A 25,202-nucleotide genomic window follows, 5' to 3' on the forward strand; every position below is an offset into this window, starting at 1 on the left:
ATCGATTATCGTCGCCCAAACGGGTCCAGAGTGCGGCCCTTTCCCACCGAACCGGTGGGAATGCCGGGCACCTCGCGACCCGTCAACGGTCGAAAGGCCACGAACCGGGTCCCGGTTCGTGGCCTTTCGACGGTTGACGGGGTGGCGCGGTCAGGGGCCGGCGAGCTGGCCGGAGTCGACGGCCTGGACGATGCCGACCACGGTCGAGAGATACGCCTGCGAGTGGTTGTAGGAGAGCACCGCCGCCGTGAGGTCGGCCGGGCGCGAGAGGTCGCGACCACCGGCGCAGAGGTAGTTAGCGGCCGCGAGCGCCGCGTCCTCGATGTTCTGCGGGTCCTTGACGCCGTCGCCGTTGCCGTCGGCGCCCCAGATGCGCCACGTGCCGGGGATGAACTGCATCGGGCCGACGGCGCGGTCCCAGACCGGGTCGCCGTCGTAGCGGCCCCCGTCAGTGTCGCGGATCGCCGAGAAGGAGCCGCCCGAGAGCGCCGGACCCCGGACCGGCGGGACGGCGTCGTGCGACGCGTCGAGCGTCCGGCCACGGAGCGAGGACGACTCCACCTCGCCGATGGCGGCGAGCAGCATGACGGGGATGTGGCAGGCACGCTGCCGCTCCGCGGCGGAGGCGTATGCCGCCCAGATGATCTCGTCCTGGGTGCGCGCGGTCGGCCGCGTGGCGCCCTTGGGCGGCACGGTGACGACGACGGGGATCTTGATGACCGCCTTGGGTCGCCACGGTGTGGGGTTGGCGCTCGACCCGCCCCCCGGCTCGAGGGTCGCGGCGATGACCGGAGGCGCCTCCTGCGCGAGGGTCGCAGCCGCGACGCGGATCTCGTCGAAGACGGGAAGCACGAGATCGCCTGCGACAGAGCCGAACCCGCTGTCGAAGAGCTGCGGCGCCGGTGGCGTCGAGCCATCACTGCTGGACGTGGCCGCAGCGCCTCCCGGGACCAGCGGTGAGAGCAAGGGCGCCGGGGTCGGTGTCGGCACGGCCGGCGCGGTGTCGGCCACGGCCCGGGCTGCGGACCCGACCAGGGCCGTCGCCACGACGACGGAGGCGGCCACGGCTCGTGCCGCGGTCAGTCGTCGCCTGGTCGCCCCTGACATGTCCGTGTCCTTCCTCGGGCGCGTGGCCGCCCACTCACCAGTACAGCGCGAAATCCTCGACCGCGGCGACGAACGCCGAGTCCCACAGGACCACGGGCCATCCTGCCCTCCGGCCCGACTCGTCGCGACGGGAGGGCTCCACGGCCGTCACCGACTCGCGGCGGATCGTGGGGCGACAGCACCGGTCTCGTCCTGAGCCGCGTCGGTGCTGCCGGGGCCGGCGGACGCCGCGGGCCCGGCAGCGGACGCCGCGGGCCGGGCGGCCCCGTGCTCGGCCACCGCGCGCGTACGACTCGGTGCCGGAGCCGGACGGCGGCGGCGCCTCCAGAGCAGCCAGGCGGCCCCGAACACGGCGGCCACGGCGAGCGCGGCGGACGCCGAGGCCAGCAGCCCCGAGACGGGCGCCCGCGACACGACCGGGGCCGGGTCTGAGGAGCTCGGGCCGACGACCCAGTGCACGGTGCTGCGCACGTCGTCGAGACCGCGCCGGTGCACGACGACGTCGACGTCGACAGGTCCACCGGCCGGCAGCTCGAGCGCCGCCGACCAGCGCGACGGCGTCACGGCGGTCGCCGTCACCGGGGCCTCGGCCGCGGCGGGACGAGCCTCGACACCACCGGACGAACCGCCGCGGACCGTGAGGGAGACACCCGTGACCGGCCCGGGGGACGGGCGACGGGTGTCGAGCACGTCGATGAGGGCCACGCTGGCGCCGGGACGGTTCGGCCGCAGGGCGACGGTCTGCTGGAGGTCGGCAACCGGTCGGTCGTCGATGACGCTCGGTGCCTGCGCGCTGACGAGACGGGGAGAGACGGCGGGCTGCCCCGTGGCGAGGAGACCACCGAGGGCGGCGACGACGAGCAGTCCAAGGGCCTCCGCTGCGATGAGCCGCCGGCGGACCCGACCGTCCTGCAACCCCCGAGGGTGCAGGGCACGGGTGGTCGCGAGGGCGACGAGACCGACGAGACCGGCCAGGGCGACCTTGGCCAGCAGGACGCGACCGTAGGTGGTGAGCAGCACGGCATCGACCGAGACGACGACGTCGCTCGCGAGGTAGACACCGGTGACGGCGACGACGACGACAGAGACCGTCGCGGGAGTGCGGAAGCCCCGCAGGACCGCGCGGACGTCCGAACGGGAGAGTCCCAGCCGCGCGGGGCGCACGCCGAGCAGCGCGAGGGCGGCCACCGAGCCCGCCCACAGGAGGGCGGCGACGAGGTGCGCCGTCGAGGTGACGACCCACGTCGGGCCGCCGCGGACCCCGAAGTGACCGATGCTCACGGTGAGCAGACCCGCGCCGACGAGCGCGGTCGTGGCTGCGAGGTCGCGCGACACCCTCCCCGGTGCCGGCCGGGCGGGTCGGAGGGCGAGCGCCGCTCCGAGCAGGGCCACCTCGCGCAGCCCCCACCGCAGCACGTAGCCGGGGGTCAAGGCCCCGCCGCCGAAGCGGACGAGATCGACGAGCGCAACCGCCAGGGCCGCGGTCGCCCCGACGACGAGGAGACGGAACGCCTGACGGCGCAGCCAGGCCCGCGGCATACCACTCGTCGCCTCCGGCACGCGGCGCAGCAGGCGCCCGACGACGACGGCGCCGAGCCCGGCCCCGATCCCCGCGAGGACGGCCCACCGGCCGACGAGCTCGAAGAGGTCCGGGTTCGTCTCGCTCGGACCGGCCGCCTGCACCTCGCTCTGCACGCCGAAGGCGAAGATGCCCGCGGACTCGTGGAGGTCGTCGCTCGACAGGGTCCGCCAGGACACGTGGTAGGCGCCGACGCCGAGCGCGGGGATCGTGGCCACGACCGTCGCCGGGGCCTCCTGGTCCTCGTCGCTCTCGACGAGCGTCATCGCCGTCGGCGCCACGCGGTGGCCGTCCGGCTCGGTGACGACGATCTCGGTCGAGGCGAGGACGACGTGCTCGGTGAAGCGCAGCTCGATGGTGCGTGGGGCGGCCGCGAGGCTGGCCCCGTCGGCCGGGTTGCTCGACGCGAGGTAGGCGTGGGCCGAGGCGGGGCCGGCGCCGAGAGCGACGAGCAGGGCCGTGCCGAGCGTCACCGCGAGGGCCAGCAGGGCCCGTCGCAGTCCCACCAGGCCCATCAGAGCACCGGGACGTGCTCGAGGCGGAGGCCGCCGTACTCGATCGTCACGTCCTCACCGGCGCGGAGCGCGCCCCCGGTGTTCTGGTAGACGAAGTAGTACGTCGCGCCCGCGCGGTTGATGTGCCCCTGACGCATGACCGAGACGCGGTTCGTCGAACCGTCGCGGGACTCGCTGCGCAGCACCGGTGGGTGCCTGACATCGGCCTGGAAGCGGCTCGCCTTGTCCACGTCGAGGACGACGTAGCTGACGGTGACGAGGCCACCGTCGCCGACGACCGCGACCCGCGAGATGCGGACGCCGAGGGCCGTCTCCATCGCGGCGGAGTGCGGGACCGGTCGCCCCGGGTCGTCGCCGCCTCGCAGCGCACGGGCCCCGAGGAGACCGAGGACCGCGACGACGAGGACGGCGACGACGGCGAGCGCGACCCTGGCCCGACCCTGCCGACCCGTCCGGGTGGACGGGGCGGCGGGGCCGGAGGGACCGGCCGGCTGGACCGGCGGAACTGCTGTGGTGGTGCTCATTCGGACTGCCCTCCGATGCTGCCGGCCGGGGTCACGGGCAGGTGACCCCGGCACGAGGTGGGACCGGATCAGGGGATGCTGTTCCGGGTGGAGACGAAGCTGTCGAACCAGGCCGTGCCCGCCGTGGTCGACGTGGTGCCGGCGATGACCCCGAGACGAGCCGTCTCGATCTGCAGGGCCGTGCCGGTGTTGTTTCCGCTCCGGGTGTCACGCAGGGTGCCGTCGACGCGGAGGGTCAGCGACCCGCCCGTCCCCTGCACCCAGTCCACGCGGATCGTGTGTGCGCCCGTGGCGAGGCTGAGCGCGTTGCTCGTCGTGGCGCCGAACGCAGCGCGGTTCATCACGGTGCGGAGCGTCACCGCCCCCGCGCCGCCGCGGTGGTACTGCAGCGCGAACGACTGACCCGTGGCGCTGCGACCCTCGAACACCGTGAGCCACGTCGTCGTGCCGTTGCCCGACGAGAGCGTGTTGGCGTTGAAGGAGAACTGCGCGCGGTAGGTCGTCTCGGCCGACGGTGTGTTGTCGGTGACGTACGCAGGGGTGCCCGAGCCTGTTGCGACCATGCCGTAGTTGCCGGTGACGGTCGGTATGCCGGCAACCAGGCTCGTCGAGACCGCACCGTTGCGTGCCGACCAGCTCGACAGCGAGTTGAACGTGTCGCTGAAGATCGCGTTGGGTCGGGTCACCTGGACCGTGACCGAGGACGCGTTGCTCCAGTTGCCCGCCGCGTCCTGGACGCGGAGGTTGAACGAGACGGTGCCCTGCTGGATGCCGGCCAGCGGGATCGCCGCGGTGACGCCGCTCCCCGAGTCGGTCACCTGGACCCGCGTCGCCTTGCCGGCGCCGGGGTCGGTCGTGCCGGTCCAGAACTCGGCGCCCTGGAAGCGCGGCCCGACGTAGGTCGCGACCGGGGCCTCCGTCACCGGCGCGGCGAGCGTGACCGTGGCCGAGCCGTTGGTCGGGTTCGGCGAGGCCGTCACGGCGCCGAGCACCGGTGCCGTCTTGTCGACGAAGAGGCGCACGAGGGCGTTGCTCGCGGTGAGGCTGCCCCAGTTGCCGGCGGCGTCCTTGCCGTGCACGTAGACCTTGTGCTCGCCCGGCGTCATCGCCTTAACCTGGGTCAGCGGGATGAGGCCGTAGACCTGCTCCGTCGGCGAGTCGAACGCGCCGTCGACGGCGATGAGACTGAGGCCCTTGCCGAAGGTCGGGGTCGTGCTCGTCGGGTCGACGAAGGCCTCGCCGGCGAGCACCGGGCTCTGGAGCCCGTTGCCGGCGTCGCGGTCCTGCAGCTCGGCAGAGATCACGAGGTAGCCGGGGTAGGACTTCGAGCTGAGCACCGCATTGGTCGGGTTGGGCCCGACGGTGGCGGCGTTGACGGCCGGCGCGGTGAGGTCGACGGTGAGGTCGACGGGCACGGCCGGGCCCCAGATGTTCTGGGAGTTGCGGCTGTGGACCCACACCTGCGCGGTCCCCTCGCCGAGCGCGAGGACGTCCGCGGCCGGGATGGTCCCGGTCTCGGCGACCTTCGTCGCGACCCGGTTGAGGGTCATCGCGTGGCCGGTGCCGTTGGCGCCGGCGGCCGCACCGAGGAAGTACTCGGCTCCGGTGATCGTGCCCCCGGCCGCGGTGTCGTCACCGGTCGCGTTGACCGTGACGGTGCCCTTGCCGCTGGCGGGCGACGGGCTCACCGAGAGTGCGACGGTCTGCGGGCCGGACTTGGCGACGTTGAGGATCACCGACCCGACGACGCCCCAGTTGCCGGCGGCGTCGAGACCGCGCACGAACACCGTGTGCTTCGTCGACGTCAGGCAGTGCAGGTCGACGGGAGGCACGGGCGCCCCGCAGTCTGCGGCGCTCGCCACGGCCGGGATCGTGCCGGTGACCGTGGTGGTCTCGACCCCCCAGGTCCCGGTCATCGGGACGCCGCTGCCGACACCGACGGTGACCGCGTCGTCGACGACGAACTCGGCCTGGCTGACGGTGCCGTGACCCGTGGTCGCGTCACTCACCGTCGCGGTGATGGTGACGGGGCCGGTGGCATCCGACGGGTTCGGGTCTGCCTTGATGCCGGTCGAGACAGGGCCGACGCCGTCGCTCGAGGGCGCGGGGGCGTTCGTGTCCAAGAAGGTCATCATCCCGCCGAAGGCCACCGACAGGGGGTCGTTCGTGCTCTGGCCGGCGTTGTCGAGACGAGCCGAGGACTCGTAGACCGCGACCTTCGACTCGGGTCCGGTGGGCACGGTGACGAGCGCATCGACGCTGACGCCGGGGTCGACCGGCACGACGACGGACGGCTCCGGGAACGCGAGGCCGTGCCCGTCGTGCGACAGCACCACCTGGTCGGCGCCGAGCGTGCTCATCGAGTGCAGCTCGGACCCGACGTTGACGTAGCGCAGCAGCACGGTGTGGCCCTGGTCGGTCGGCACGGGGTCACTCGACGGGAAGGGTTTGCCGTTGATGAGCCGGTAGGCCGGGTGGAACTCGCGCATGTCGAAGGTGGTCGGGTGCGCGTTGAGGGCGGGGTCGATCTCGCTGAGCACGAGCACCGCCTCGTCGTTGTACGCCTGGCCGTATGCCGTGCCGTCGCCGAGGACGACGAGCGCACCGGCAAGACCCATCGCCACCTGACGGGCTCCGCCCGAGGTGTGGCCGGCCTCGTAGAGGAACGTGCCGGGCCGGCCGGCGGTGAAGACGTAGCGTGCGGTGGCTCCCGGCGCGATGCCCGTCGTCGCGGCTGCGCTGGGCAGCCCCTCGGTGATGGACGCCGCGGGCTGCCCGGGCAGGGCGAGCGAGGTCGGCTCGTCGAGGCCGTTGTGCAGCGTCAGCACGACCCGGTCGCCCTGGCGGGCGATGATGGCCGGGCCGGGCGCGGTGGCCGCACCGGCCGAGGTCGTCGAGTAGCCCCAGATCGGGATCGGTTGTCCGAGAACCTGGTTCGTGCCGGGCTTGGCCCAGAGGTCGCACGCGACGATCTCCGGGTCAGGCGCGGACGCCGGCGTGACGGTGCAGCCGGGCGTGTTCGGGGTCAGCTTGCCGACCGGCGCCGCCGGCGCAACCGCGGGTGCGACAGCCGTGGTGACGGAGGAGCCGACCGCGGAGGCCGACGTGGCCACGGAGGCCGGCGAGACGGCATACGCAGTCGTGGCGGCGAAGGGGACGGTCGCGAGCGCGGCGGCGACGGCGGAGACGCCGAGGCGGTGCCGGAGGCTGGGTCGAGAGGTCATCGTTGTCGTCCTCAGCTCGTCGGGCAGCCGGCGGGCGGGTCGATGCGGAAGACCGTCATCATGCCGCCGAAGGCTGCGCCGTAGTTGGTCGCCTGCTGGAGCGCGTGGCTGTGGGCCACGTGGTAGTACTCGCCGCACTCGTTGTTCACGGTGATGTTCGACGGGAAGGTGCCCTTGTTGCCGAGGTAGGGGCTCTCGCTGAACCACGTGTCGGCGCCCACGAGCAGCTGGTCGGTGATGACGGGCAGCTGCGTCGGGATCGGGTTCGTCGTCGCGTTCCAGTGCTCGACGTCGCGCCAGTCCATCAGCGCGTCGACGGTCTGGCCGGGCATGACGTCGATGTCGTACTTGAGGTACGAGAGATCCTGTGGCGCAGTGGTGCTCGTGCCCTGGAGGGCATGGCCGTCCTTGTTGACGACGCGTTCGTCACTCCCGTGCGGGTGGAAGGGGTAGTTGCCGCGTCCCGCGTTGAGGTAGCGGATGACCGCGGGGAGCGGGTTGCTGGTCGGGTCGTACGGCTTGATGTGCACGAGGGCGCCGTAGGGCTGGCTCGGCAGCCACGAGGCGTTGTTGGGCGCCAGGGTGTCGGGCATGCTGCGGCCGTTGATGAGGTAGTAGCGCGCGTTGTAGGCGCTCCAGTCGACCGGCTGCGAGCGCTCGACGGCCAGGTGCACCTCGGGGTCGATCTCCGAGAGGAGGAAGACGTACTCGTGCTGTGGGTTGAAGGCCGAGTCGGCGCGGGCGTTGACCTGCCCAGCCGCCCCGGCGGGGCGCACGACGAGCGCTCCGTAGAGGCCCATCTGCTGCTGCTTCGTCACGTCGGTGCCGCTCGAGTACAGGTACGTCCCGGGCGAGCCCGCCGTGAAGGTGTACGTGACGGAGCCGCCAGAGGCACCGGCCGGCTGGACCATCGAGGTGAGGGAGCCGGCCGGAGCGGGGGCGTCGAACTGGGGCTGGGCCGGGTTGCCGTTCGCCTTGACCGCCTTCTGGCCCGGGAAGAGGATCGAGGTCGCCTCCGGCAGGTCGTTGTGCAGGATGACGGTGACCGGCTGGCCCGACGTGACGCAGAGGACCGGCCCGGGCAGCTGGAACTGTCCGGAGCTCATCCCGTAGCCCCACATGTAGATCGAGTTGCCGTCCGGCGTCGACACGTAGCCCGGCCGCGCGGTGAGCGAGAAGGTCTGCTGCGGGTCCGTCTGGCAGAGCAGCCCCTCGGACGTCGCGGCCTGGGCACCGGCGGTCGAGCCGACGGCCACGGCGGCGACGAGGGCGCCGACGGCCGCGAGGATGCCCGTGCGCCGTCGGGTGCGCGCGGCACTCGCCGCGTCGCCCGGGTGGCGTCGTGATCGGTTGAGTCGCATGATCGTCCTCCGTCGGCTCGTCAGGTGTTGGGCTGGGTCTGGGGCCCGTAGGTGCCGGGCGCGCCGACGCGGAGGACGGTCATCATGCCGCCCCAGCCGGGTCCCCCGCCGTTGCCCAGATAGGCGTAGTTGCGGTCGTAGAGCAGGTACTCGCCGGGCTGGTGGGGTGTGACGAGCACATCCCGGCTCTCGCCGGGCCCCACGTCGACGGTGTTGGTCTCGAGGTAGTTCGTGTAGCCGTCGCGACCGCGGAGCAGGGTCGCGTCCTTGGCGATGACCTGCATGTCGACGTTGTCGAGCGTCAGGGCGTGGTTCTGGTAGCCGAGGTTCGACATTCGCAGCAGCACCGTCTCGTTGACGTTGCAGGTGATGAGAGAGCTGATCGGCTGGTACTGCAGCCGGCCCGCCGCCGTCGACGTCGGGTTGCCCCCTGGCGCGATGGTGTCGGGGTAGCCGCGGCCGTTGAGCAGCCAGAAGCTGGGCGCGTAGTCGGTCCAGTCGCTGACCTGGATGTGGGCGTCGCGGTAGTGGGCGGCCGACCACAGCTCGGTGATCATGAAGGCGAACTCGCGGTCGTAGCGCGTGCTGCCGTCGCCGTCGTTGTACGCGTACGTGAGACGTTTGCCGACGGGAACCGTGCCAACGCGCGTGCCGTTCTGCTTCGGCCGCACGAAGACCATGCCGGTCATGCCCATCTGCACGTGCTCGACGTCCTCGAAGTGGCAGTGGTACATGTACGTGCCGGCGTCGCGAGGGCGGTAGAAGTAGGACAGGTCGCGCCCGATCGGCACGGCGAGGGAGAGCTCCGGCACGCCGTCGAAGAGCGGGATGGCGTTGACGAAGCCGTGCCAGTGCAGCGTGTGGCCGTCGAAGAGGTCGGGCCGCATGACGAGTCCGAGGTTGGACAGCGTGATCGTCACCTCGTCCTGCTCGTCGAAGGCGAGCATGGGCGCCGAGATCTGCGCCTTGCCGCGCGTGGCCGCCACCTGCGTCGCCGACATCCCCGTGACGTCACGGAAGCCGAAGACGTACGTGTCGAAGGGCGACGGCGCGAGCGAGTCCGGGAAGAAGGGCAGGTCGTCGGGCGAACCGGCCGGCATGCTGACCCAGCCGTCGGTGCCGGCCAGGTGCACCGTCTTGGCGGGGCCGGTTGCGGCGGCCTGCACGACGGTCGGGCGGGCGGCCTGCTGTCCGAAGCTGAGGCGCGTGCCGAGGAAGACGCTGCCCACGGCGCCCGCCCCACCGAGCATGACGGCTCGCCGGCCGAGACCTGAGCCCGCCGTGCGCCGTGCGGCGTCTGAGCGTGATTCGTCGGTCATGAGGTGCTCCTGAGGTCGGTCCGGCTCCTGGGCCGGACGGGTGGTGAGTGGGTTGGCCCCCGGGGCCCGGGGGATCCAGTGGGAGTGACTGGGGTGCCCCGGGGGCCGGACTGGGGGTTACGGGTAGTACTGGTCGGAGCCGGAGTCGTACCGTGCGGCAGTCCCGGATCCGGTCGGCCTCGCCTGGTTGTCGATGTCGCGCGCTGCGGCCTTGACGGTCGCGGTCCACGGGACAGTGGTCCGGATGACCGTCTGGGTGCCGTAGGTGACGGTCGTCGTCCCGCGTCCCTTGGCGTATGCCGTGGCTGCCGTCCCCGAGAGGTGGTAGTCCGCCCGCAGGCGCGGGGGCAGCAGGGCCGTGACGATGGCCGCCTCCCGGAAGGCCGGGAAGGTGCGTGCGGCCAGGACGGTGACCGTGAGGTCGGGCGTCGGGTCCTTGAACCCGGGGGTGTCACTGACGGTGACGCCCACTCCGCCGTCGGTGCCCGTCGTCGTCTGGATGACGCCACCCACCGGGTGGAGCGTGCCCGGCCCGCCGACGACCGCCATGTCCCAGGTGTCGACCGAGTTGGTCGCACCGTCGGGCAGGGTGCCACCGATGCCGTAGACGTAGCCGCCGACGTAGGTGCCGGCACGGTTGTCGTTGAAGACGTTGTCGAGGAGCACCGGCTTGCTGAACGTCGACTGGCCGGTGACCTTGACGATCGCGAAGGCACCTGGGCCGCCGCTGTTGAGCCTCGCCATGAGCGGGTCGCTGTTCGGCCCGGTCGCGAGGCCTGCCGGGGCCGGGAGACCGTCCGAGGTGACCGCGGTCGCCGTCGTCATGTTGCCCGCGACGGTGTTGTCGACGAGGTTGACGAACGGCGCGTCGTCGAGGGCGATGCCGCCGCCCTCGTGGGCCGACACGTTGTTGGTGACCGTGTTGTTCGTGATGGTGATCGGCTGCGGGTCGGACCGGGTGACGTGCGTGCCGGCCACCTGGAGCAGTCGGATCCCGCCGCCGTCGTCACTCGCGAGGTTGGCGTCGATGACGTTGGCGTCGATCGTCGCCTCGCCCGTGCCGGGGCTGAGGCCGCTGGGGCTCGACGGCAGCTCGCCTGCGAGCATCACGGCGCCACCCTCGTCGTAGGAGCTGTTGAACCAGATGGTGTTGCCGGTGATGGTGCCGCCGTCGCTGCCACCCGTGTTCGACATGTAGCCGAAGGCCGTCATCGCGCCGCCGTACTCCGCGGAGAAGTTGCCGCAGATGGCGTTGTGCTGCACCTTGTAGCCGTCGCTGCCGGTGAAGAGCCCGATGCCGCCGGCGAGGTTGGTCCCGCCGTTGTTGAGCACCTGGTTGTCGGCGATGAGGGTGTCGTAGTTGCGGTTGTCGCCGGTGTAGGGCGTGCCCACGCGGATGCCGCCGCCGTAGCTGCCGCTGTTGCCGACGATGACGTTGTCGGTGATGCGCACACTGCGGTTGTTGTTGTGCAGGTAGATGCCGCCACCCTGGGTGACGAGCGCACCCGACGCGCCGTACGGCGTCGTGACGCCGCCGGTCAGCACGTTGACGTTGCCGGGGAAGTCGGACTGGGCGCCGCCGGTGACCTGCAGCCCGTCGATGGCGACAGGGAAGGACGGGTCGTTGACGGGGGCACGCGGGTCGTCGAGCACGGTGATCGTCGCGGCGTCGGGCACGTCGAGCTCGCCGCTGTAGGTCAGCGTGCCGAGTCGGGTGATCCACGCCGTGCCACCGGGCAGGTCGGGGCTGAAGCCGGACCCGTCGATGATCGAGCCGGGCACCCACCGCTGGGAGCCGTCGGCGTTGGTCGTGAAGCCGCCCGGGCCGACGCCCTGGATGGCGACGCGGTGGTGGACGAGGAGGTTCTCGTTGTACTCACCGCGCGGGTTGAGCGCGGTCGTGGCGCCCGGCCACACGACGACGAGCCAGTGCCGCCTCGTCGAGGACGGCGTGGCCGCCTCGAGCGCGGCCTGGACGGTGGCGTACGGCTTGTGGGGGCCCACCTCGACGACGTTCGGGTTGTAGGTCGTCGAGGCTCCCGAGGCGGGGGCCGCCGCGAGGTTCCAGACGGTCAGGCCGTTGTACGTCGAGCGCTTCGCCGCGTTCGTGACGCTGACCTTGAGGGGGCCGCGGGCGGCCGTGGCCGTCGCCGTGAAGGACGGGACGGTGAAGGTGATGCTCGTGTCGGACCACGGCCCGTACGTCGTCACGGGGACGTTCGTGCCGGCGCTGTTCGTCAGCGTCACGGTGCCGGTTCCACGGGTCGCCCCGAAGCCCGTGCCCGTGATGGTCACGGTGCGGTCGGCGGCCGCCGACGAGGGACGCACATACGGCCGGCTCACGGCGAGCAGCTGCGGGTCCGTCGTGCCGAGGTTGCAGCGCGCCGGGTTCGACGCGGTGGTCCCGGGCGCGAGCACCGTCGCGGCGGCCTGGGTGGGCGCCGTGTCGGTCACGGTGTAGAGACCGGGCCAGCCCTGGAAGTTCGTGCTGATCGTCCGGTAGGCCGGGTTGTAGTCCGGGTTCGGGTCACCCGGTCCTCCGGGGTCGTTGCCCGTGAAGCGATACATGTTCGGGCAGGGACCGGCCGGGACCGGGCAGTTGTACGTCCCGGTCGAGGGCTCGAGGGCCTCGTAGAAGCCGTTGAAGTCGGTGTGCGTCGTGTCGACGAGACGGCCGCTCCAGTCGTAGAGGCCGACGGGGACGTTGGGCAGGCCCTGGGCCTCGCCGTAGTTGGCGCTCCGCTTGTCGAGGGACAGGCCGAGGTCGTTGATCGTCAGGCCCCAGAAGTGCGTGGGGATCGGGACGGGCGTGTAGAGGTTGAAGTTCGGGGCGACGGTCTGGCCGCTGCGGACGGTGATGAGCTTCGAGTCGCACAGGGGCCGGTCCTGGCCCTCGAAGGGGCTGCCGCCGCCGTCGAGGAAGGCCGGGTTCGTGACGCGCACGGTGTGGAGGGCGCCCGCGCAGCCCGAGATGATGCCGGCTCCCTGCGACGGGGGCTGGGTCGGGGGCAGCGGGTCGTTGCCGGTGCCGGGGCCGTCGGAGGCCGCCTCGGCCACGGTCGGCGGGAAGTTCTCCTGGGAGAGGTAGGTGTCTCCGTCGAAGACGTTGACGTCCTCCTCACGGGTGACCTGGTACATCGGCTTGCCGTCGACCGGGTCCTTCGGCACGTCCACGGCGACGATGTAGTCACCGGCGTCGAGGCCGCCGAAGCCGTAGTTGCCGTTGACCGTCTGGCCGGCGGCGCCGGGGGTGTTGTCGGACGGACCGACCTGCACTCCCATCATCGGCGCCTCGACGCAGAGGTTGTTCGCGTCGGGCCCGGACTCGGGCAGGGCGAGCTGGTCGGTCAGCTCGGTGCCGTCCCACTGGCGAGCGGTGCAGCCCCGCGGCGGGGCCCACTCCTCGCTCGGGTAGTGGTCCTGCACCTCGGCGCCCTTGACGAGCGCGCCGCGCTCGGGATCGGGGTTCGCGATGGTCGCCGGGGCGGTCGGGTCGGTCTCGTGGGCCGGGTTGGGCACCGACAGCGGCACGATCGCCTTGCCCTGGCGGCACGCGTTCGCCTTCTCCTCGGCCGTCGCGGCCGTGCAGGGCACGGAGGCGTAGACGTGGACGTTCACGTCGGGGATGCCCGGCTGGTAGTCCTCGCTCACGGCGTCGGCCGGGTCGAGCTCGTTGCGCGTCACGTCGTACGACACGGTGGCGGCGATGCCGCCGTTCTCGTTCGTCGCGTACGGCTCGACGCCCCAGTCGATGCGGCCCGAGAGGCCGATGACGGGCAGGAAGTCGATGTCGACGAGCCCGCCGAGGATGGTCGTCGGGGAGTCCTCGTTGTCCGCCTGGTAGGTCACGCCGGTGGTCCGGTAGCGGGTGTTGAACGCCTCGAGGACGAGCCACTTGCTGAGCGGGTACCCCTCCTTGATGTCGTAGACGCCGTCGTCGCCGGTGTTGACGAGGTTCGTGTACTGGTCCATGAGCGAGTTGTCCCGCTCGCGGACGGTCAGCGTGAAGCCGGGGACCGGAGCCTCGCCCGGGTCGCGCTTGCCGTTGCCGTTGTCGTCGACGAAGACGGTGCCGCGCACGTGCGTGAACCAGCCGACGAGCATCTTGTTGCCGACGTCGACGAGGTCGCCGCCGGACACCTCGACGTTGAAGCTCCAGAGGATGTAGTCCTGCGCGTCGTCCCAGAGGGTCAGCTGGTAGGTGCCGTCAGGGACGTTCTTGATGTCGAAGGAGCCGTTGGCCGCGCCCCGCCCGACGTAGACGGCCGCGTCCCCACCGGTGAGGTCCGAGAGCGCCACCCACGGTGACGCGATCGGGCCGGCATACTTCGAGCCGGCCCAGCCGGTCTCGGGGACGACCTGGCCGTTCTGGCCACCGACGTAGGGCAGGCCGGCGACGGCGACGCCCTTGACCTCACCGGTCGCGGTGGACCTGGGCATGGCCTTGACGCGGACGAAGCCGAACTGGGTCGCCGGCACGGGCTCCGCGCCCTTGATGAACTCGGTGTCGAGGCCGGTGTCACCCTCCTGCACCCAGATGTCGTGGTCGTGCCCGCCCTCGAGGGTCGTCGTCTGGACCCAGCCCGTCTGGCTGGCAGGCGGGGACACGGTGGCGCCGTAACGGTTCGGGCCGAGGTTGGGGATGGTGATGACGCCCGAGGCGTCGCTCGTGCACTTGCCGGTGGAGCGGGTCGTGTCGACGAGCGGCTTGCCGGCGCTGAAGCGGATCCGGCCGGCAGCGTCGTGCAGGTAGGCAGTGCACAGGGCGTTGCCGTAGTAGTCGACGGTCACCGGCCCGAGCACGTCGGAGAGGTTGCCGGTGAAGCCCGACAGCCCTCGCTCGGCGTCGGCCTCGTAGGTGCCGTCCGCGGGGACGTTGTCGTTGAAGACCTGGATCTTGATCGTGGCGAGCGGCAGGGGCAGCGGCTGCATCCTGACGTCGACGAGGCCCTTGAGCCCCGCCGTGACGGTGAAGTGCGCGCCGTCGATCTTGTAGCCGTCGGCCGTGACGGAGATGAGGTACTTGCCGGGAGCCAGACCCTCGAGGACCTTCGCGGAGTCGAGGTCGGCCTCGGAGCCCTGCGCGACGATCTTCGAGTGTCCGGACGTGGGCCGCACCGACGGCCACGGGCAGCTGTCGGCATAGGGCTCGGTCGGGTCGCCCGCCTGCGGGTTGGCCGGCTTCGTGCTGCCGCCGGGCGCCCGCGACGGCAGGCACCGGTCGAGGAGCGGCGCGTCAGCCGTGCCCGGGTCGCCGGTGCTGTCCTCGTTGACCATCCACTGGTAGGCCGTGACGGGGTCGCCCTGGTGGATGAAGCCCTCGCCCTTGCCGACCGAGCGTGCGCTCGCCACCGTCAGCGTGATGCAGCCCTTGCCTGACGCGGTGGTCGACGGGCAGGGTCCACCCGTCGGGGTGGTCACCGCCGGTGCCGCCGTCTTTGCCGCGGCGGGCGCCGCGGGCGCGACCGCCGGTCTCGGCGCGGCTGCCGCTGCAGCCAGCGGTCCACCGACCTGGGCCACCCCCGCGATCGCGAGTGCGGTCAGTCCGGCGATGATCGGGACGCAACGCCTACGCAGCCTTGGCATGTCCACGGCAACCCCCACGTGATGCTCTGCAGGGCTCGGTGCGAGCCCGTCGTCCCGAGAACGTCGCACGCGCCGTCATGGCGCTCTGCCGAGATGGGTCGACGGCTCAGGCAACTGTCATCGACGGGGTTGGTCTCGGCTCAGGGACCCGTCATGCCGTTGCCAGCCCGCCGTCATGTTCCTGTCATGTTGGCGCCCGATTTGCGCTGATAGATCCGGGTCTCGACCACGGATTTCCCAGCTCTGTGACCTTTCCCACTCCGCCGTCACACGCTCGGATCCATACTTGGCGACAGATCGGGGAGGGGGGACTTTCATGGCAACTGTCATGGTGGTCGACGACGAGGAACGCGTGCGCACGTTGCTGGCGAAGTCGTTGTCGTCCCAAGGACACTCGGTGGTGACCGCTGCCTCGGCCAACGCCGCGATAGACCGGCTCGCGTCGAGGGACGTCGATCTCGTCGTGCTCGACCTCGTGATGCCCGGGCTCAACGGCCTGGCCGTGCTCAACGCGATCAAGGAGCGCAAGCAGACGACGCCGGTGATCGTGCTGTCGGGCGTCACCGACGTGGGAGCCCGGGTCGAGGCGCTCGACCGCGGAGCCGTCGACGTCGTGTCCAAGCCATTCAGCCTGACCGAGCTCATGGCTCGCGTCCGACGCAACGTCGGGGCGGCGCGCGCTCCCGCTGACGACGGCTTCCTCGAGGTGGCCGGCATACGCCTCGACGTCGGGCGCCGCCGGGCGACGTTCAGGGCGCGCAGCGCCGCCCTCACCGAGCGCGAGCTGAGCCTGCTCGCACACCTCATGCGGCGCGCCGGCCAGGTGTGCCACAAGGAGGAGCTGCTCCACGACGTCTGGCACCTCGACTTCGACCCGGGCAGCAACGTCGTCGAGGTGTGCGTCGGCAGGCTCCGCGCCAAGCTCGGCCAGGACATCCCGGTCGAGACGCTGCGCGGCGTCGGGTACGGGCTCTACGAGGACGCCTGATGGGACGGCACCGGATGGTCCTCGTCTGGAGTGTCATCGCGGCGCTCTGCTCGGCCGCGATGATCGCGCTGCCGGGCAGCGAGACCGTGCCGTACCACATCGCCTGGGCGGCCTTCGCGCTCTGCTTCGGACTCGAGCAGTGGAGCCCGCGGTCCACGTGGGTCGGCCTCGGCGTCTTCACCTTCGTGACCGGCGCGATCCTCGTCTACCGCGTCATGACGAACGTCCTCGAGTGGCAGGAGACCACCGAGATCCCGCTCATGCTCCTGCTCATGGCCCTCATGATCTGGCACGTGCGCCGTCGTCAGCAGGCGCTCTCGGATCTCACGGTCAACGCGGCCCGGGAGCGCGCCGACTCGACGATGCGTGAGCTGCTCACGCTGCGCACGTCGCACGAGATGCGGTCACCGCTCATGATCTCCCGCGGCTACCTCGAGATGCTCATGGACCGGACCCCGCCCGGTGAGGACCTCGCCGACCTCCAGGTCGTCGACGAGGAGCTCGAGCGGCTCACCCGCGTGTGCGAGCGGCTCGTGCGGAGCATGCGCGTCGGGTCCGATCTCGAGGTCACCGAGGTCGAGCTCGACTCGGTGCTCCACCAGACGGCCGAGCGGTGGTCGGCGGTCGCCCAGCGGAACTGGAAGGTCGAGTCGTCGGCGCTCACGCTCCACTGCTCGAGCGAGCGGCTGCGGGCCTGCCTCGACACCCTCATCGAGAACGCCTTGCGCTACACCGCGCACGACGACGACACCGTGCTGCTCTACGCCCGACCGATGCGCGACGCCATCGCTCTCGGGGTGGCCGACTCGGGGCGCGGCTTCACCACCGAGATGCTGCGCTCGGCCGCCGGTCAGGATCTCCTGGGCGGCGTGCTCGACGGGGTGCGTGACGACCTCTCCCAGACCGGGCTCGGCCTGTCCCTCGTGCGTGATGTCGCGACGCGACGCGGCGGGTGGGTCCAGCTCGGGGTGTCCGCGTGGGGCGGTGCGGACGTCGCGATGATCCTCCCGGTGCGTCCCGCGGTGCCGGCCCTGCCCGTCGCGCGCCCGACAACGGTCATCGCCCCGGAGGCCGCCGAGCAGATGTCGTTCTGGCGCTCCGGAGTGCGGCGAGAGCCGGACACCGGGACCGGGGCACGCAGCGCCTGAGGGTTCAGTCCCCGCGCGACCACCGCAGCCGCACCCGCTGGCCGGGGCGCAGCTGCGCGGCGAGCGCGATGGCTCGTGAGGTGAGCACGGCGACGACGGGGTAGCCGCCGGTCACGGGATGGTCGGCGAGGAAGACGACGGGCTCGCCACCGGGGGGCACCTGCACCGCCCCGGGGACCATCCCCTCGCTCGGGAGCTCGCGGTCAGCATACGCGGGCAATCGTTGGATCGTGTTGCCCTCCAAGCGAATTCCCACCCGGTTGCTGCGCGAGGAGACCGCCCAGGAGGTCTCGTCGACGCCGGTGAGGTCGCACCAGCCGGCACGGGGGCCGGGCCCGACGTCGAGCACCACCTCGCCGTCGGTGAGGTTCGGTTGCGGTGCCACCTCGACGACGGGGAACGTCGCCGGTGGCGGCCCGATCGGGAGCAGGTCACCGGCGCCAGGCAGCGGCGGACCCACGCGCGCCAGGGTGTCGGTTGCGCGTGAGCCCAGCACCGGCGTGACCGTGACGCCGCCACGCACCGCGAGCCATGTGCGCAGGCCGGCAGCAGGCACCCCGAGGGTGAGCACGGCCCCGTCGACCAGCGCGACGGGGGCGCCGTGCGGGACCGGCCGTCCGTCGACGTCAGCGGGGCAGGGCGCGCCGGTGAGCGCGACGAGCAGGTCACCGTGGGCGCGCACCGAGAGCCCGCCCAGGGTGACCTCCAGGGACGCGGGCGCCGGCTCGCTCGGCTCGTGGGGGTCGAGCAGGTGCCCGACGAGCCGCAGACCGAGGAGGTATGCCGTCGGGTCGGCCGCCCCGGAACGGCCCACCCCCGCGTCGGCGAGGCCCGGGCGGCCGAGGTCCTCGACGAGGGTGAGCGGCCCGGTGGCCAGCACCTCGAGCCCCCGCTGCCCGATGTCCCCTCCCACCCGAGACCCCCCGGAGTCGAGTGGCCCCGTCGTCCCACCCATCCCCGTGACGGGTGGGGCGGCAGGTGCCAGGTTGCTACTCGAGGAGGTCTGGTCGGCGTCGACGAAGCGGACCGACGTGCCCGGCGCGAGCAGCGCGGGCGGGTCGCGGTCGACGTCCCACAGCACGGCGTCGGTCGTGCCGATGAGCTGCCACCCGCCGGGGGAGTCCTGGGGGTAGATGCCACTGAAATCGCCTGCGAGAGCGACGGATCCGGCTGGGACACGTGTGCGTGGCTCGCCGCGACGCGGCACGTGCAGGCGCGGGTCGCCGTCGACGAGGTAGGCGAAGCCGGGTGCGAAGCCCCCGAACCCGACCCGCCACGTCGTGCCGGTGTGGGCGCGGACCACCTCGTCGCGGGTCAGTCCGGTGAGGTGGGCAACCTCGTCGAGGTCGGGCCCGTCGTAGCGCACGAGGACCTCGATCACGACCTCAGCCGCGTCGGCCGGCGAGGCGACCGCCACGGTCAGGCGGGTCGCCTCGTCGAGGCACTCCCGGCCGACGTCCGACCGCCGCCCGGGGTCCCGGAGCACGACGAGGACGGTGCGCGCCCCGGCCACGAGGTGGTCGACGGCCTCCCACACACCTGTGGCGCGCTCGGCGAGGGGCCCCAATTGGGCACGCAGGGCGAGCGCGGCATCGGTGTCGGCCACCTCGACGAGCAGGGCTGCGCCGCCCATCGGCAGCAGCCTCGCCTCCACGCTCAGCCCGCGAAGGGGCGGATCTCGACGCCGGACTGCTCGAGCGCAGCGCGCACGGCCCGCGCCATCGCCACCGCGCCGGGGGTGTCGCCGTGGATGCACACCGACTCGGCCCGCACCTCGACGTCAGTGCCGTCGACGGCGGTCACGAGGCCCTCCTGCCCGAGCCGCACGACGCGGGCGGCCACCTCCCCCGGGTCGTGGAGCACGGCTCCGGGCTCGGTCCGCGGGACGAGACGGCCGTCCGGCGTGTACCCGCGGTCGGCGAACGCCTCGGTGACGGCGCGCAGCCCCGCGTCCGACGCGAGCTCGAGCACGAGGCTGCCGGGCAGGCCGAGGACGGGCAGCGACGTGTCGACGGCCACGACGGCGTCGACGAGCGCCCGGGCCTGCGCCTCGTGGTGGACGACCGCGTTGTACAGGGCGCCGTGCGGCTTCACGTAGGCGACGTCGGTGCCCTCCACCTGGGCGATCGCGGAGAGGGCGCCCAGCTGGTAGATGACGTCGGCGGTCAGCTCGTCCGGAGGGACGTCCATGAAGCGGCGCCCGAAGCCGACCAGGTCGCGGTAGGCCACCTGCGCGCCGACGACGACACCCCGCTCGGCGGCATACCGGCACGTCGTGCGGAGGGTGAGCGGGTCGCCGGCGTGGAAGCCGCAGGCGACGTTGGCGCTCGTCACGACGTCGAGCACGGCGGCGTCGTCGCCGAGCGTCCAGGCCCCGTAGGACTCGCCGACGTCGGCATTGAGGTCGAGTCGCACGACCCGATCCTCCCGCACGCCGGCCGGCTCCGCCGCGGCGTTCACCGCAGGCCTGCGTAGTGCTCGGGTAGACGCGCCGAGTATGCCGTGAGCAGCTCGCGCGCGACGGTGACGGAGTCGACGAGCGGGTGAAGCGCAAAGGCTTGCACCGCAAGCGATCTCGACTGCTCGACGGTTGCCCGGATCACGAGCTCGTCGACGGCCTTGACCTGCTGCACGAGCCCGAGAGCGTGGCCGGGGAGCGGGCTCACGGTGACCGGAACCGGGCCGGCCGCGTCGACCCGGCACGGCACCTCGACGACGGCGTCGTCCGGGAGCCCCACGACGGCGCCGCCGTTGCGGACGTTGAGGATGAGGCGCGCCGGCTCGTCGCGCGCGATCGCGGCCATGAGCGCGAGCGCCACGCCCTCGTAGCCCCCTCCCTCGACATCGGCCTCGGCGCGCTCCTGGGTGTGCCCGTCGTCGCTCTCGCGGGTCTCCTGCATGTAGGTCGCGTTGCGGTCACGTCGCACGGAGTCCCAACGCTGCCAAGCCTGCTCGGGCTCGTCGGTCACCCCGGCGTAGAAGTCGGCCTGCTGACCGACGAGGTACTCCCCGCGCGTCTGCGGCGCCCCGGTGATCTGGGCGATCGCGTCACGGGTGAAGTAGTAGTAGAAGAGGTACTCGTTCGGCAGGGAACCGAGCGTCCGCAGCCATTCGGTGCCGAAGAGCTGGCCCTCCTCGATGGCTCCGAGGGCGACGTCGTCGGCGAGGAGGTCGGGGAGCAGGTCGCGGCCCTCGTGGCGCAGCCCGGTGAGCCAGCCGAGGTGGTTGAGCCCGGCGTAGTCGATCTCGAGGTCGTCGAGGTCGTGCCCGAGGGCCCCGGCTGCGCGCTTGGCGAGGCCCAGCGGGGAGTCGCAGATGCCGACGACCCGCTCACCGAGCACCGACTGCATGGCCTGGGTCACGAGCCCGGCCGGGTTGGTGAAGTTGATGACCCACGCGTCGGGCGCCAGACGGCGTACGCGTTCGGCGACGTCGAGCGCGACCGGCACGGTGCGCAGGCCGTAGCCGACACCCCCGGGGCCGGTCGTCTCCTGTCCGAGGAGGCCGAGGTCGAGCGCGATCCGCTCGTCGGCGGTGCGGCCCTCGAGGCCTCCGACCCGCATCGCGGAGAAGACGAAGTCGGCCCCCGCGAGCGCCGTGTCGAGGTCGGTCGTCGCCGTGACCGTCGGCGGCGCGGTCGCCGCGCCGGAATCCCGGGCAAGCGCGGCCTGGGCGGCAAGCACCCGGCGCATGACGTCGAGCCGCGCGCCGTCCGTGTCGTGCAGGAGGACCTCGGTGACGCGCCGGTCCGCGGTGTCGCGCAGCAGCGCGCCGTGGACGAGCGGCACGCGGAACCCGCCCCCGCCGAGGATGACCAGCTTCATGGCAGCACCACCCTCGGACCGTACCAAGGTGTGACGGCGGGGCCACTCGACGCAGGCGACATGGGACGAACTGCGCCGACACGGCATACGACCGTGGAAAAACCCGGCGAGTCGCGGACGGCAGTGCGGGATCATGGGGGCGTGCCGCCCCACCACACGTTCGACCCGCTCGCGGCTCGTCGCACCGCCGACGAGCCGGCTCTCGACGTGTTCGTCTGGGGCACCGTCTTCCTCGACATGATCTTCGCGGGGCTGCCGAGCGCGCCGAAGCCGGGCACCGAGGTGTGGGCCGAGGGGCTCGCCTCGTGCCCCGGCGGCATCGCCAACCTCGCCGTCGCCACCCGTCGCCTCGGCCTGCGCACGGGTCTCGCGGCCGCCTTCAGCGACGACGACTACGGCGACTTCTGCTGGCGCACCCTCGAGGAGCAGGAGGGCATCGACCTCGCCCGGAGCCGCCGCTTCGCCGAGTGGCACAGCCCCGTCACCGTCTCGATGTCGGTCGACCGCGACCGCAGCATGGTGTCGCACGGTCACCCGTCACCCGTCGCCGCCGCCGAGCTCATCGGGACACCCCCGCGGTCTCGCGCGGTCATGGTCGACCTCGGCGAGGACGAGGCCTTCGGTGCGAGCGGCCGGACCTGGGTCGACCGGGCGCGCGACGACGGCGCGCTCGTCTTCGCCGACGTCGGCTGGGACCCCAAGGAGGAGTGGTCGCCGCACGTGCTCGACCGGCTCGAGCGCTGTGACGTCTTCATGCCCAACGCCGTCGAGGCGATGGCCTACACGGGCACCCGGTCGCCCGTCGAGGCCGTCTACGCCCTCGCCGACCGCGTGCCCGTCGCCATCGTCACCGACGGCGCCAACGGGGCGCTCGGCATCGACGCCCGCACGGGCGAGGAGTCCCAGGTCCCGTCGCTGCGGGTGCAGGAGGTCGACCCGACCGGCGCCGGCGACGTCTTCGGGGCCGCCCTGCTCGTCGGCACGCTCGCGGAGTGGCCGCTCGAGCAGCGGATGACCTTCGCCAGCCTCTGCGCGGGCCTCGCGCTCCAGCAGTACGGCGGCTCCCTCGCGGCACCCGGCTGGGGCGACCTCGCCGACTGGTGGACGGCCCTCGTCTCCGACACGAGCGGCGACGCCTACCACCGCTCGCTCCGGCGCCGGTTCGGCTTCCTCGACGAGATCGTGCCGCGCGTCCCGGTCACGGCGTGCCGTCGCGCGACCGCGACGATCGCCAGGCGCGCCGATGTGCAGGACCTCGACTGACCGTCGTCCGCTGCCACGCGGCACCATGGTGACGTGACCGACCTGCCCGCCGAGCTCCCAGCGGAGCTGCCCGTTGACGTCAGCGACCTGGCGGCCCTTGACCTGCGTGCGGCGCAGGTGCAGCACTGGTCGATCGCCGGCGACTCCTTCACGTGGATCCTGCTCGCCGGTGACGCCGACCGGGGACACGAGCTCGCCACCATCACCTACGTCGGCGCGGTCGTGCTCCACACCAACCGCCGCGACCTCGACCGTGCCGTCGCGGCCGCCGCGGAGATCGAGCGGTCCGAGGTCGTGCCCACCACCGACGGCGGCTTCGAGCACCGGGTCACGCTCGTGCCGGCCTACCCGCTCGTCGTCCGCTTCTGGAGCGTCGAGGTGCGTCGGATGCCGGCACCCGATCACCTGCGGCGCCTGCGCTGACCCGGAGACCGCGCCACCCGGCATACGCCATAGGGGCGACGGCACCATCGACGACCGGGCCCCGGGGTGCCATGGTGAGTGGATGGAGAAGTCGTCGTTGACCGCCCTCGCCCGGGAGCTGCTCGAGCACGCCAGGACGACCTCGAGCGGTCGCGGCGCCGACACGGTCTACGGGGGCCACGAGCACGTGCTGCGCCAGACCGTCGTCGCGCTGGCGGCAGGTCGGTCGATGACCGAGCACGAGAACCCCGGCGAGGCGACGGTGCAGGTGTTGCGCGGACGGGTGCGCATCAGCACCGCCGACGCGGCCTGGGAGGGCGCGCCGGGTGACCTGCTCGTCGTCCCGCAGGCGCGCCACTCGCTCGAGGCACTCGAGGACTCTGCCGTGCTGCTCACCGTCGCCAAGCTGCCCTGACCCGGGCTGCACGGCCCACGCCGTGGGTGGCCGTCACGCGGCGGTGCGCGGTGGATCACCGGCAGCACACGCCGGCGATCCACCGCACTCAGTCGCCGCCGATGCCGGTGCGCTCGACGCCCTCGACGATCCAGCGCTGGAGGAAGAGAAACATCAGCAGCAGCGGCACGATCGCGACGAGCGCGGCCATGAAGAGCTGGCTCACCTGCACCGACTGGGCGGTGAGGAAGGTCGACAGCGCGATCTGCACCGTCCACGACTCCTGGTCGCGGCCGATGACGAGCGGCCAGAGGAAGGCGTTCCACGAGCCGATGAAGGTGATGGTGCCGATGGCCGCGACGAAGCCGAACGAGTTGGGGACGACGATCTTCCAGAACGTGCCCCAGTAGCCGAGCCCGTCGATGAAGGCGGCCTCCTCGATCTCCTTGGGGAAGCCGAGGAAGAACTGCCGGAAGAGGAACGTCGCGAGCGCCTGGAAGAGCCCGGGGATGATGAGGCCACGCAGCGTCGAGATCCACCCGAGCGTCGACACGAGGACGAAGCTCGGCACGAACGTCACGGCCGCCGGGATGAGCAGCGTGGCAGTGATCGTGTAGAAGACGGCGTTGGACCAGCGATAGGGGATGCGGGCGAGACCGTAGCCGGCGAGCCCCGAGACGACGAGCACGCCGACCGTCTGGGTGACGGCGATGAGCCCCGAGTTGAGCAGGCTGCGCGCCATCGGGATCGCCGGGTTGTCGAAGAGTCCGGTGAGGTTGGAGGTCTCCCAGACCGGCGGCAGCCAGTGGAAGTCCGGCGACCCGAGGTCCTGCTCGCGCATGAACGCGCTGCGCACGAGCAGGTAGAAGGGGACGAGGAAGAGCAGCGCCGCCGCGACGAGGGCGCTGTAGCGGGCCCACCCCGTGATCCGGGACTGCCGCTTGCTGCGGACGATCGCCATCAGTCGCCCCTGTCGCCGAGTCGGAGGATGCGGCCCTGCACCACGGCGACGATCGCGATGATGAGGGTGAGGATGACGGCCCCCGCCGACCCGTGGCCGAAGTCCTGGCCCGAGCCGAGCGCCGTGTAGTAGAGGTAGACGAGCGGCGGCCGGGCGTACGGCGGGTAGGTGCCGAACGTCGACAGGATGTTGTAGAACTCGTCGAACGCCTGGAACGCGTTGATGAGCAGGAGCAGCAGCACCGCCGTCGACGTCGCGCGCAGCTGCGGCAGGGTGATGTGCCGGAAGACCTTCCACCCCTCGGCGCCGTCGATCGCAGCCGCCTCGTAGAGCGTCGGGCTGATCCGCTGGATGCCGGCGAGGAAGAGGATCATGTAGAAGCCGACCTGCAGCCAGAGCCGCGCGGTGACGATGACGAGCCAGTACCACGGCGGGTCGGCGAGGCTGAGCCACGGGATCGAGTCGGCGCCGAACCAGCCGAGCACCGCGTTGGCCAGGCCCGAGCGGATGCCGCTGAAGATCGACATCTTCCAGACGAGCGCGGCGACGACGTAGGAGCACGCGGTCGGCAGGAAGAAGACCGACCGGAAGAACGACTGCATGACCCGGGTGCGCGCGACGAGCAGCGCCGCCCCGAGCGAGATGACGAAGGTCGTCGGCACGATGAAGACGGCGAAGGCGAGGAACGTGACGAGGCTGCTGCGGAAGGCCGGGTCGCGCAGCATGTCGAGGTAGTTGCCGACGCCGACGAACTTCGTGGGCGTGACGGTGTTGTAGGACTCGAAGAACGACAGGTAGATCGACCAGGCGATCGGGATGTAGACGAAGACGATCAGCCCGATGACGAACGGCCCGACGAAGACCCAGAACCACAGGTTGCGGTCCTGGCGCCCGCGCAGGCGCCGACCGAGCGACGGCCTCCCCGCGGTGGGGGGCGGCGTCGCCCGGTCGGCTGCCTTCCGCTGCGCGGCGCTGTCGTATGCCGC

Annotated in this window: 17 protein-coding genes; 5 read left to right on the forward strand and 12 right to left on the reverse strand. The window is 72.0% G+C overall.

Annotated elements, in window-relative coordinates; translation table 11 throughout:
• Nucleotides 1–150 precede the first annotated feature (150 nt).
• The 7 genes from AB4Z14_RS05775 to AB4Z14_RS05805 all read right to left on the reverse strand — a co-directional run bounded on the left by AB4Z14_RS05775 (nucleotide 151) and on the right by AB4Z14_RS05805 (nucleotide 15,215).
• Nucleotides 151–1,107: a lytic transglycosylase domain-containing protein gene (locus AB4Z14_RS05775; RefSeq protein ID WP_442274372.1), complete on the reverse strand. Its 957-nt coding sequence runs from the start codon at nucleotides 1,105–1,107 to the stop codon at nucleotides 151–153.
• Between the two features lie 147 nt (nucleotides 1,108–1,254).
• Nucleotides 1,255–3,192 (reverse strand): copper resistance CopC/CopD family protein, encoded by a 1,938-nt coding sequence (locus AB4Z14_RS05780; RefSeq protein ID WP_442274373.1) that lies wholly within the window; start codon nucleotides 3,190–3,192, stop codon nucleotides 1,255–1,257.
• A gap of 8 nt (nucleotides 3,193–3,200) precedes the next feature.
• Nucleotides 3,201–3,725, reverse strand: coding sequence for a hypothetical protein (locus tag AB4Z14_RS05785; protein WP_442274374.1), 525 nt, complete (start codon nucleotides 3,723–3,725; stop codon nucleotides 3,201–3,203).
• A 68-nt stretch (nucleotides 3,726–3,793) separates the two neighbouring features.
• The gene (locus AB4Z14_RS05790; protein WP_442274375.1) at nucleotides 3,794–6,949 is read right to left on the reverse strand and encodes a multicopper oxidase domain-containing protein; all 3,156 of its coding nucleotides are present in this window, start codon (nucleotides 6,947–6,949) and stop codon (nucleotides 3,794–3,796) included.
• A gap of 11 nt (nucleotides 6,950–6,960) precedes the next feature.
• Nucleotides 6,961–8,310: a multicopper oxidase domain-containing protein gene (locus tag AB4Z14_RS05795; protein ID WP_442274376.1), complete on the reverse strand. Its 1,350-nt coding sequence runs from the start codon at nucleotides 8,308–8,310 to the stop codon at nucleotides 6,961–6,963.
• 20 nt (nucleotides 8,311–8,330) lie between these two features.
• Nucleotides 8,331–9,629: a multicopper oxidase domain-containing protein gene (locus tag AB4Z14_RS05800; RefSeq protein ID WP_442274377.1), complete on the reverse strand. Its 1,299-nt coding sequence runs from the start codon at nucleotides 9,627–9,629 to the stop codon at nucleotides 8,331–8,333.
• Nucleotides 9,630–9,746: 117 nt separating this feature from the next.
• Nucleotides 9,747–15,215, reverse strand: a complete 5,469-nt coding sequence (locus tag AB4Z14_RS05805) for an IPT/TIG domain-containing protein (RefSeq protein ID WP_442274378.1) — start codon at nucleotides 15,213–15,215, stop codon at nucleotides 9,747–9,749.
• Between the two features lie 316 nt (nucleotides 15,216–15,531).
• Here AB4Z14_RS05805 and AB4Z14_RS05810 point away from each other — a divergent pair, with 316 nt between their 5' ends.
• Complete coding sequence (locus AB4Z14_RS05810; protein WP_442274379.1) at nucleotides 15,532–16,203, forward strand: response regulator transcription factor; 672 nt, start codon at nucleotides 15,532–15,534, stop codon at nucleotides 16,201–16,203.
• Nucleotides 16,203–17,351, forward strand: coding sequence for a sensor histidine kinase (locus AB4Z14_RS05815; RefSeq protein ID WP_442274380.1), 1,149 nt, complete (start codon nucleotides 16,203–16,205; stop codon nucleotides 17,349–17,351). The genes AB4Z14_RS05810 and AB4Z14_RS05815 overlap by 1 nt, the downstream gene beginning before the upstream one ends.
• A 4-nt stretch (nucleotides 17,352–17,355) precedes the next feature.
• On the opposite strand, the gene AB4Z14_RS05820 is transcribed toward AB4Z14_RS05815, so the two are convergent.
• From AB4Z14_RS05820 to AB4Z14_RS05830, 3 genes are read right to left on the reverse strand one after another with little or no spacing between them, the layout of a single operon-like run.
• The gene (locus tag AB4Z14_RS05820) at nucleotides 17,356–18,984 is read right to left on the reverse strand and encodes a carboxyltransferase domain-containing protein (RefSeq protein ID WP_442274381.1); all 1,629 of its coding nucleotides are present in this window, start codon (nucleotides 18,982–18,984) and stop codon (nucleotides 17,356–17,358) included.
• Between the two features lie 23 nt (nucleotides 18,985–19,007).
• Nucleotides 19,008–19,766, reverse strand: a complete 759-nt coding sequence (locus AB4Z14_RS05825; RefSeq protein WP_442274382.1) for a LamB/YcsF family protein — start codon at nucleotides 19,764–19,766, stop codon at nucleotides 19,008–19,010.
• Between the two features lie 41 nt (nucleotides 19,767–19,807).
• The gene (locus tag AB4Z14_RS05830) at nucleotides 19,808–21,175 is read right to left on the reverse strand and encodes a 6-phospho-beta-glucosidase (RefSeq protein ID WP_442274383.1); all 1,368 of its coding nucleotides are present in this window, start codon (nucleotides 21,173–21,175) and stop codon (nucleotides 19,808–19,810) included.
• 141 nt (nucleotides 21,176–21,316) lie between these two features.
• On the opposite strand from AB4Z14_RS05830, the gene AB4Z14_RS05835 reads away from it, so the two are divergent.
• From AB4Z14_RS05835 to AB4Z14_RS05845, 3 genes are all read left to right on the forward strand, one after another.
• A complete protein-coding gene (locus tag AB4Z14_RS05835; RefSeq protein ID WP_442274384.1) occupies nucleotides 21,317–22,438 on the forward strand; it encodes a carbohydrate kinase family protein in 1,122 nt (373 codons plus the stop codon).
• A gap of 33 nt (nucleotides 22,439–22,471) precedes the next feature.
• On the forward strand, nucleotides 22,472–22,861 hold the full coding sequence (locus tag AB4Z14_RS05840) for a hypothetical protein (protein ID WP_442274385.1): 390 nt from the start codon (nucleotides 22,472–22,474) through the stop codon (nucleotides 22,859–22,861).
• Nucleotides 22,862–22,943: 82 nt separating this feature from the next.
• Nucleotides 22,944–23,276 (forward strand): cupin domain-containing protein, encoded by a 333-nt coding sequence (locus tag AB4Z14_RS05845; RefSeq protein ID WP_056780721.1) that lies wholly within the window; start codon nucleotides 22,944–22,946, stop codon nucleotides 23,274–23,276.
• Nucleotides 23,277–23,364: 88 nt separating this feature from the next.
• Here the strand turns inward: AB4Z14_RS05845 and AB4Z14_RS05850 are convergent, their stop codons facing one another.
• Together AB4Z14_RS05850 and AB4Z14_RS05855 are read right to left on the reverse strand one after the other, a co-directional pair.
• Complete coding sequence (locus tag AB4Z14_RS05850) at nucleotides 23,365–24,216, reverse strand: carbohydrate ABC transporter permease (protein WP_442274386.1); 852 nt, start codon at nucleotides 24,214–24,216, stop codon at nucleotides 23,365–23,367.
• Complete coding sequence (locus tag AB4Z14_RS05855; protein ID WP_082620056.1) at nucleotides 24,216–24,941, reverse strand: carbohydrate ABC transporter permease; 726 nt, start codon at nucleotides 24,939–24,941, stop codon at nucleotides 24,216–24,218. Before AB4Z14_RS05855 ends, AB4Z14_RS05850 begins: the two co-directional genes overlap by 1 nt.
• Between the last annotated feature and the right edge of the window lie 261 nt (nucleotides 24,942–25,202).

This window comes from Terrabacter sp. 2TAF16 (genome assembly GCF_052115065.1).
In the GTDB taxonomy this organism is placed as follows: domain Bacteria; phylum Actinomycetota; class Actinomycetes; order Actinomycetales; family Dermatophilaceae; genus Terrabacter.

What these genes read in the sequence shown, in the direction of transcription:
- AB4Z14_RS05775 (WP_442274372.1), bottom strand. Translation starts at nt 1,107, where the DNA reads ATGTCAGGGGCGACCAGGCGACGACTGACCGCGGCACGAGCCGTGGCC.
- AB4Z14_RS05785 (WP_442274374.1), bottom strand. Translation starts at nt 3,725, where the DNA reads ATGAGCACCACCACAGCAGTTCCGCCGGTCCAGCCGGCCGGTCCCTCC.
- AB4Z14_RS05790 (WP_442274375.1), bottom strand. Translation starts at nt 6,949, where the DNA reads ATGACCTCTCGACCCAGCCTCCGGCACCGCCTCGGCGTCTCCGCCGTC.
- AB4Z14_RS05795 (WP_442274376.1), bottom strand. Translation starts at nt 8,310, where the DNA reads ATGCGACTCAACCGATCACGACGCCACCCGGGCGACGCGGCGAGTGCC.
- AB4Z14_RS05800 (WP_442274377.1), bottom strand. Translation starts at nt 9,629, where the DNA reads ATGACCGACGAATCACGCTCAGACGCCGCACGGCGCACGGCGGGCTCA.
- AB4Z14_RS05805 (WP_442274378.1), bottom strand. Translation starts at nt 15,215, where the DNA reads ATGCCAAGGCTGCGTAGGCGTTGCGTCCCGATCATCGCCGGACTGACC.
- AB4Z14_RS05810 (WP_442274379.1), top strand. Translation starts at nt 15,532, where the DNA reads ATGGCAACTGTCATGGTGGTCGACGACGAGGAACGCGTGCGCACGTTG.
- AB4Z14_RS05815 (WP_442274380.1), top strand. Translation starts at nt 16,203, where the DNA reads ATGGGACGGCACCGGATGGTCCTCGTCTGGAGTGTCATCGCGGCGCTC.
- AB4Z14_RS05820 (WP_442274381.1), bottom strand. Translation starts at nt 18,984, where the DNA reads ATGGGCGGCGCAGCCCTGCTCGTCGAGGTGGCCGACACCGATGCCGCG.
- AB4Z14_RS05830 (WP_442274383.1), bottom strand. Translation starts at nt 21,175, where the DNA reads ATGAAGCTGGTCATCCTCGGCGGGGGCGGGTTCCGCGTGCCGCTCGTC.
- AB4Z14_RS05845 (WP_056780721.1), top strand. Translation starts at nt 22,944, where the DNA reads ATGGAGAAGTCGTCGTTGACCGCCCTCGCCCGGGAGCTGCTCGAGCAC.
- AB4Z14_RS05850 (WP_442274386.1), bottom strand. Translation starts at nt 24,216, where the DNA reads ATGGCGATCGTCCGCAGCAAGCGGCAGTCCCGGATCACGGGGTGGGCC.
- AB4Z14_RS05855 (WP_082620056.1), bottom strand. Translation starts at nt 24,941, where the DNA reads ATGCTGCGCGACCCGGCCTTCCGCAGCAGCCTCGTCACGTTCCTCGCC.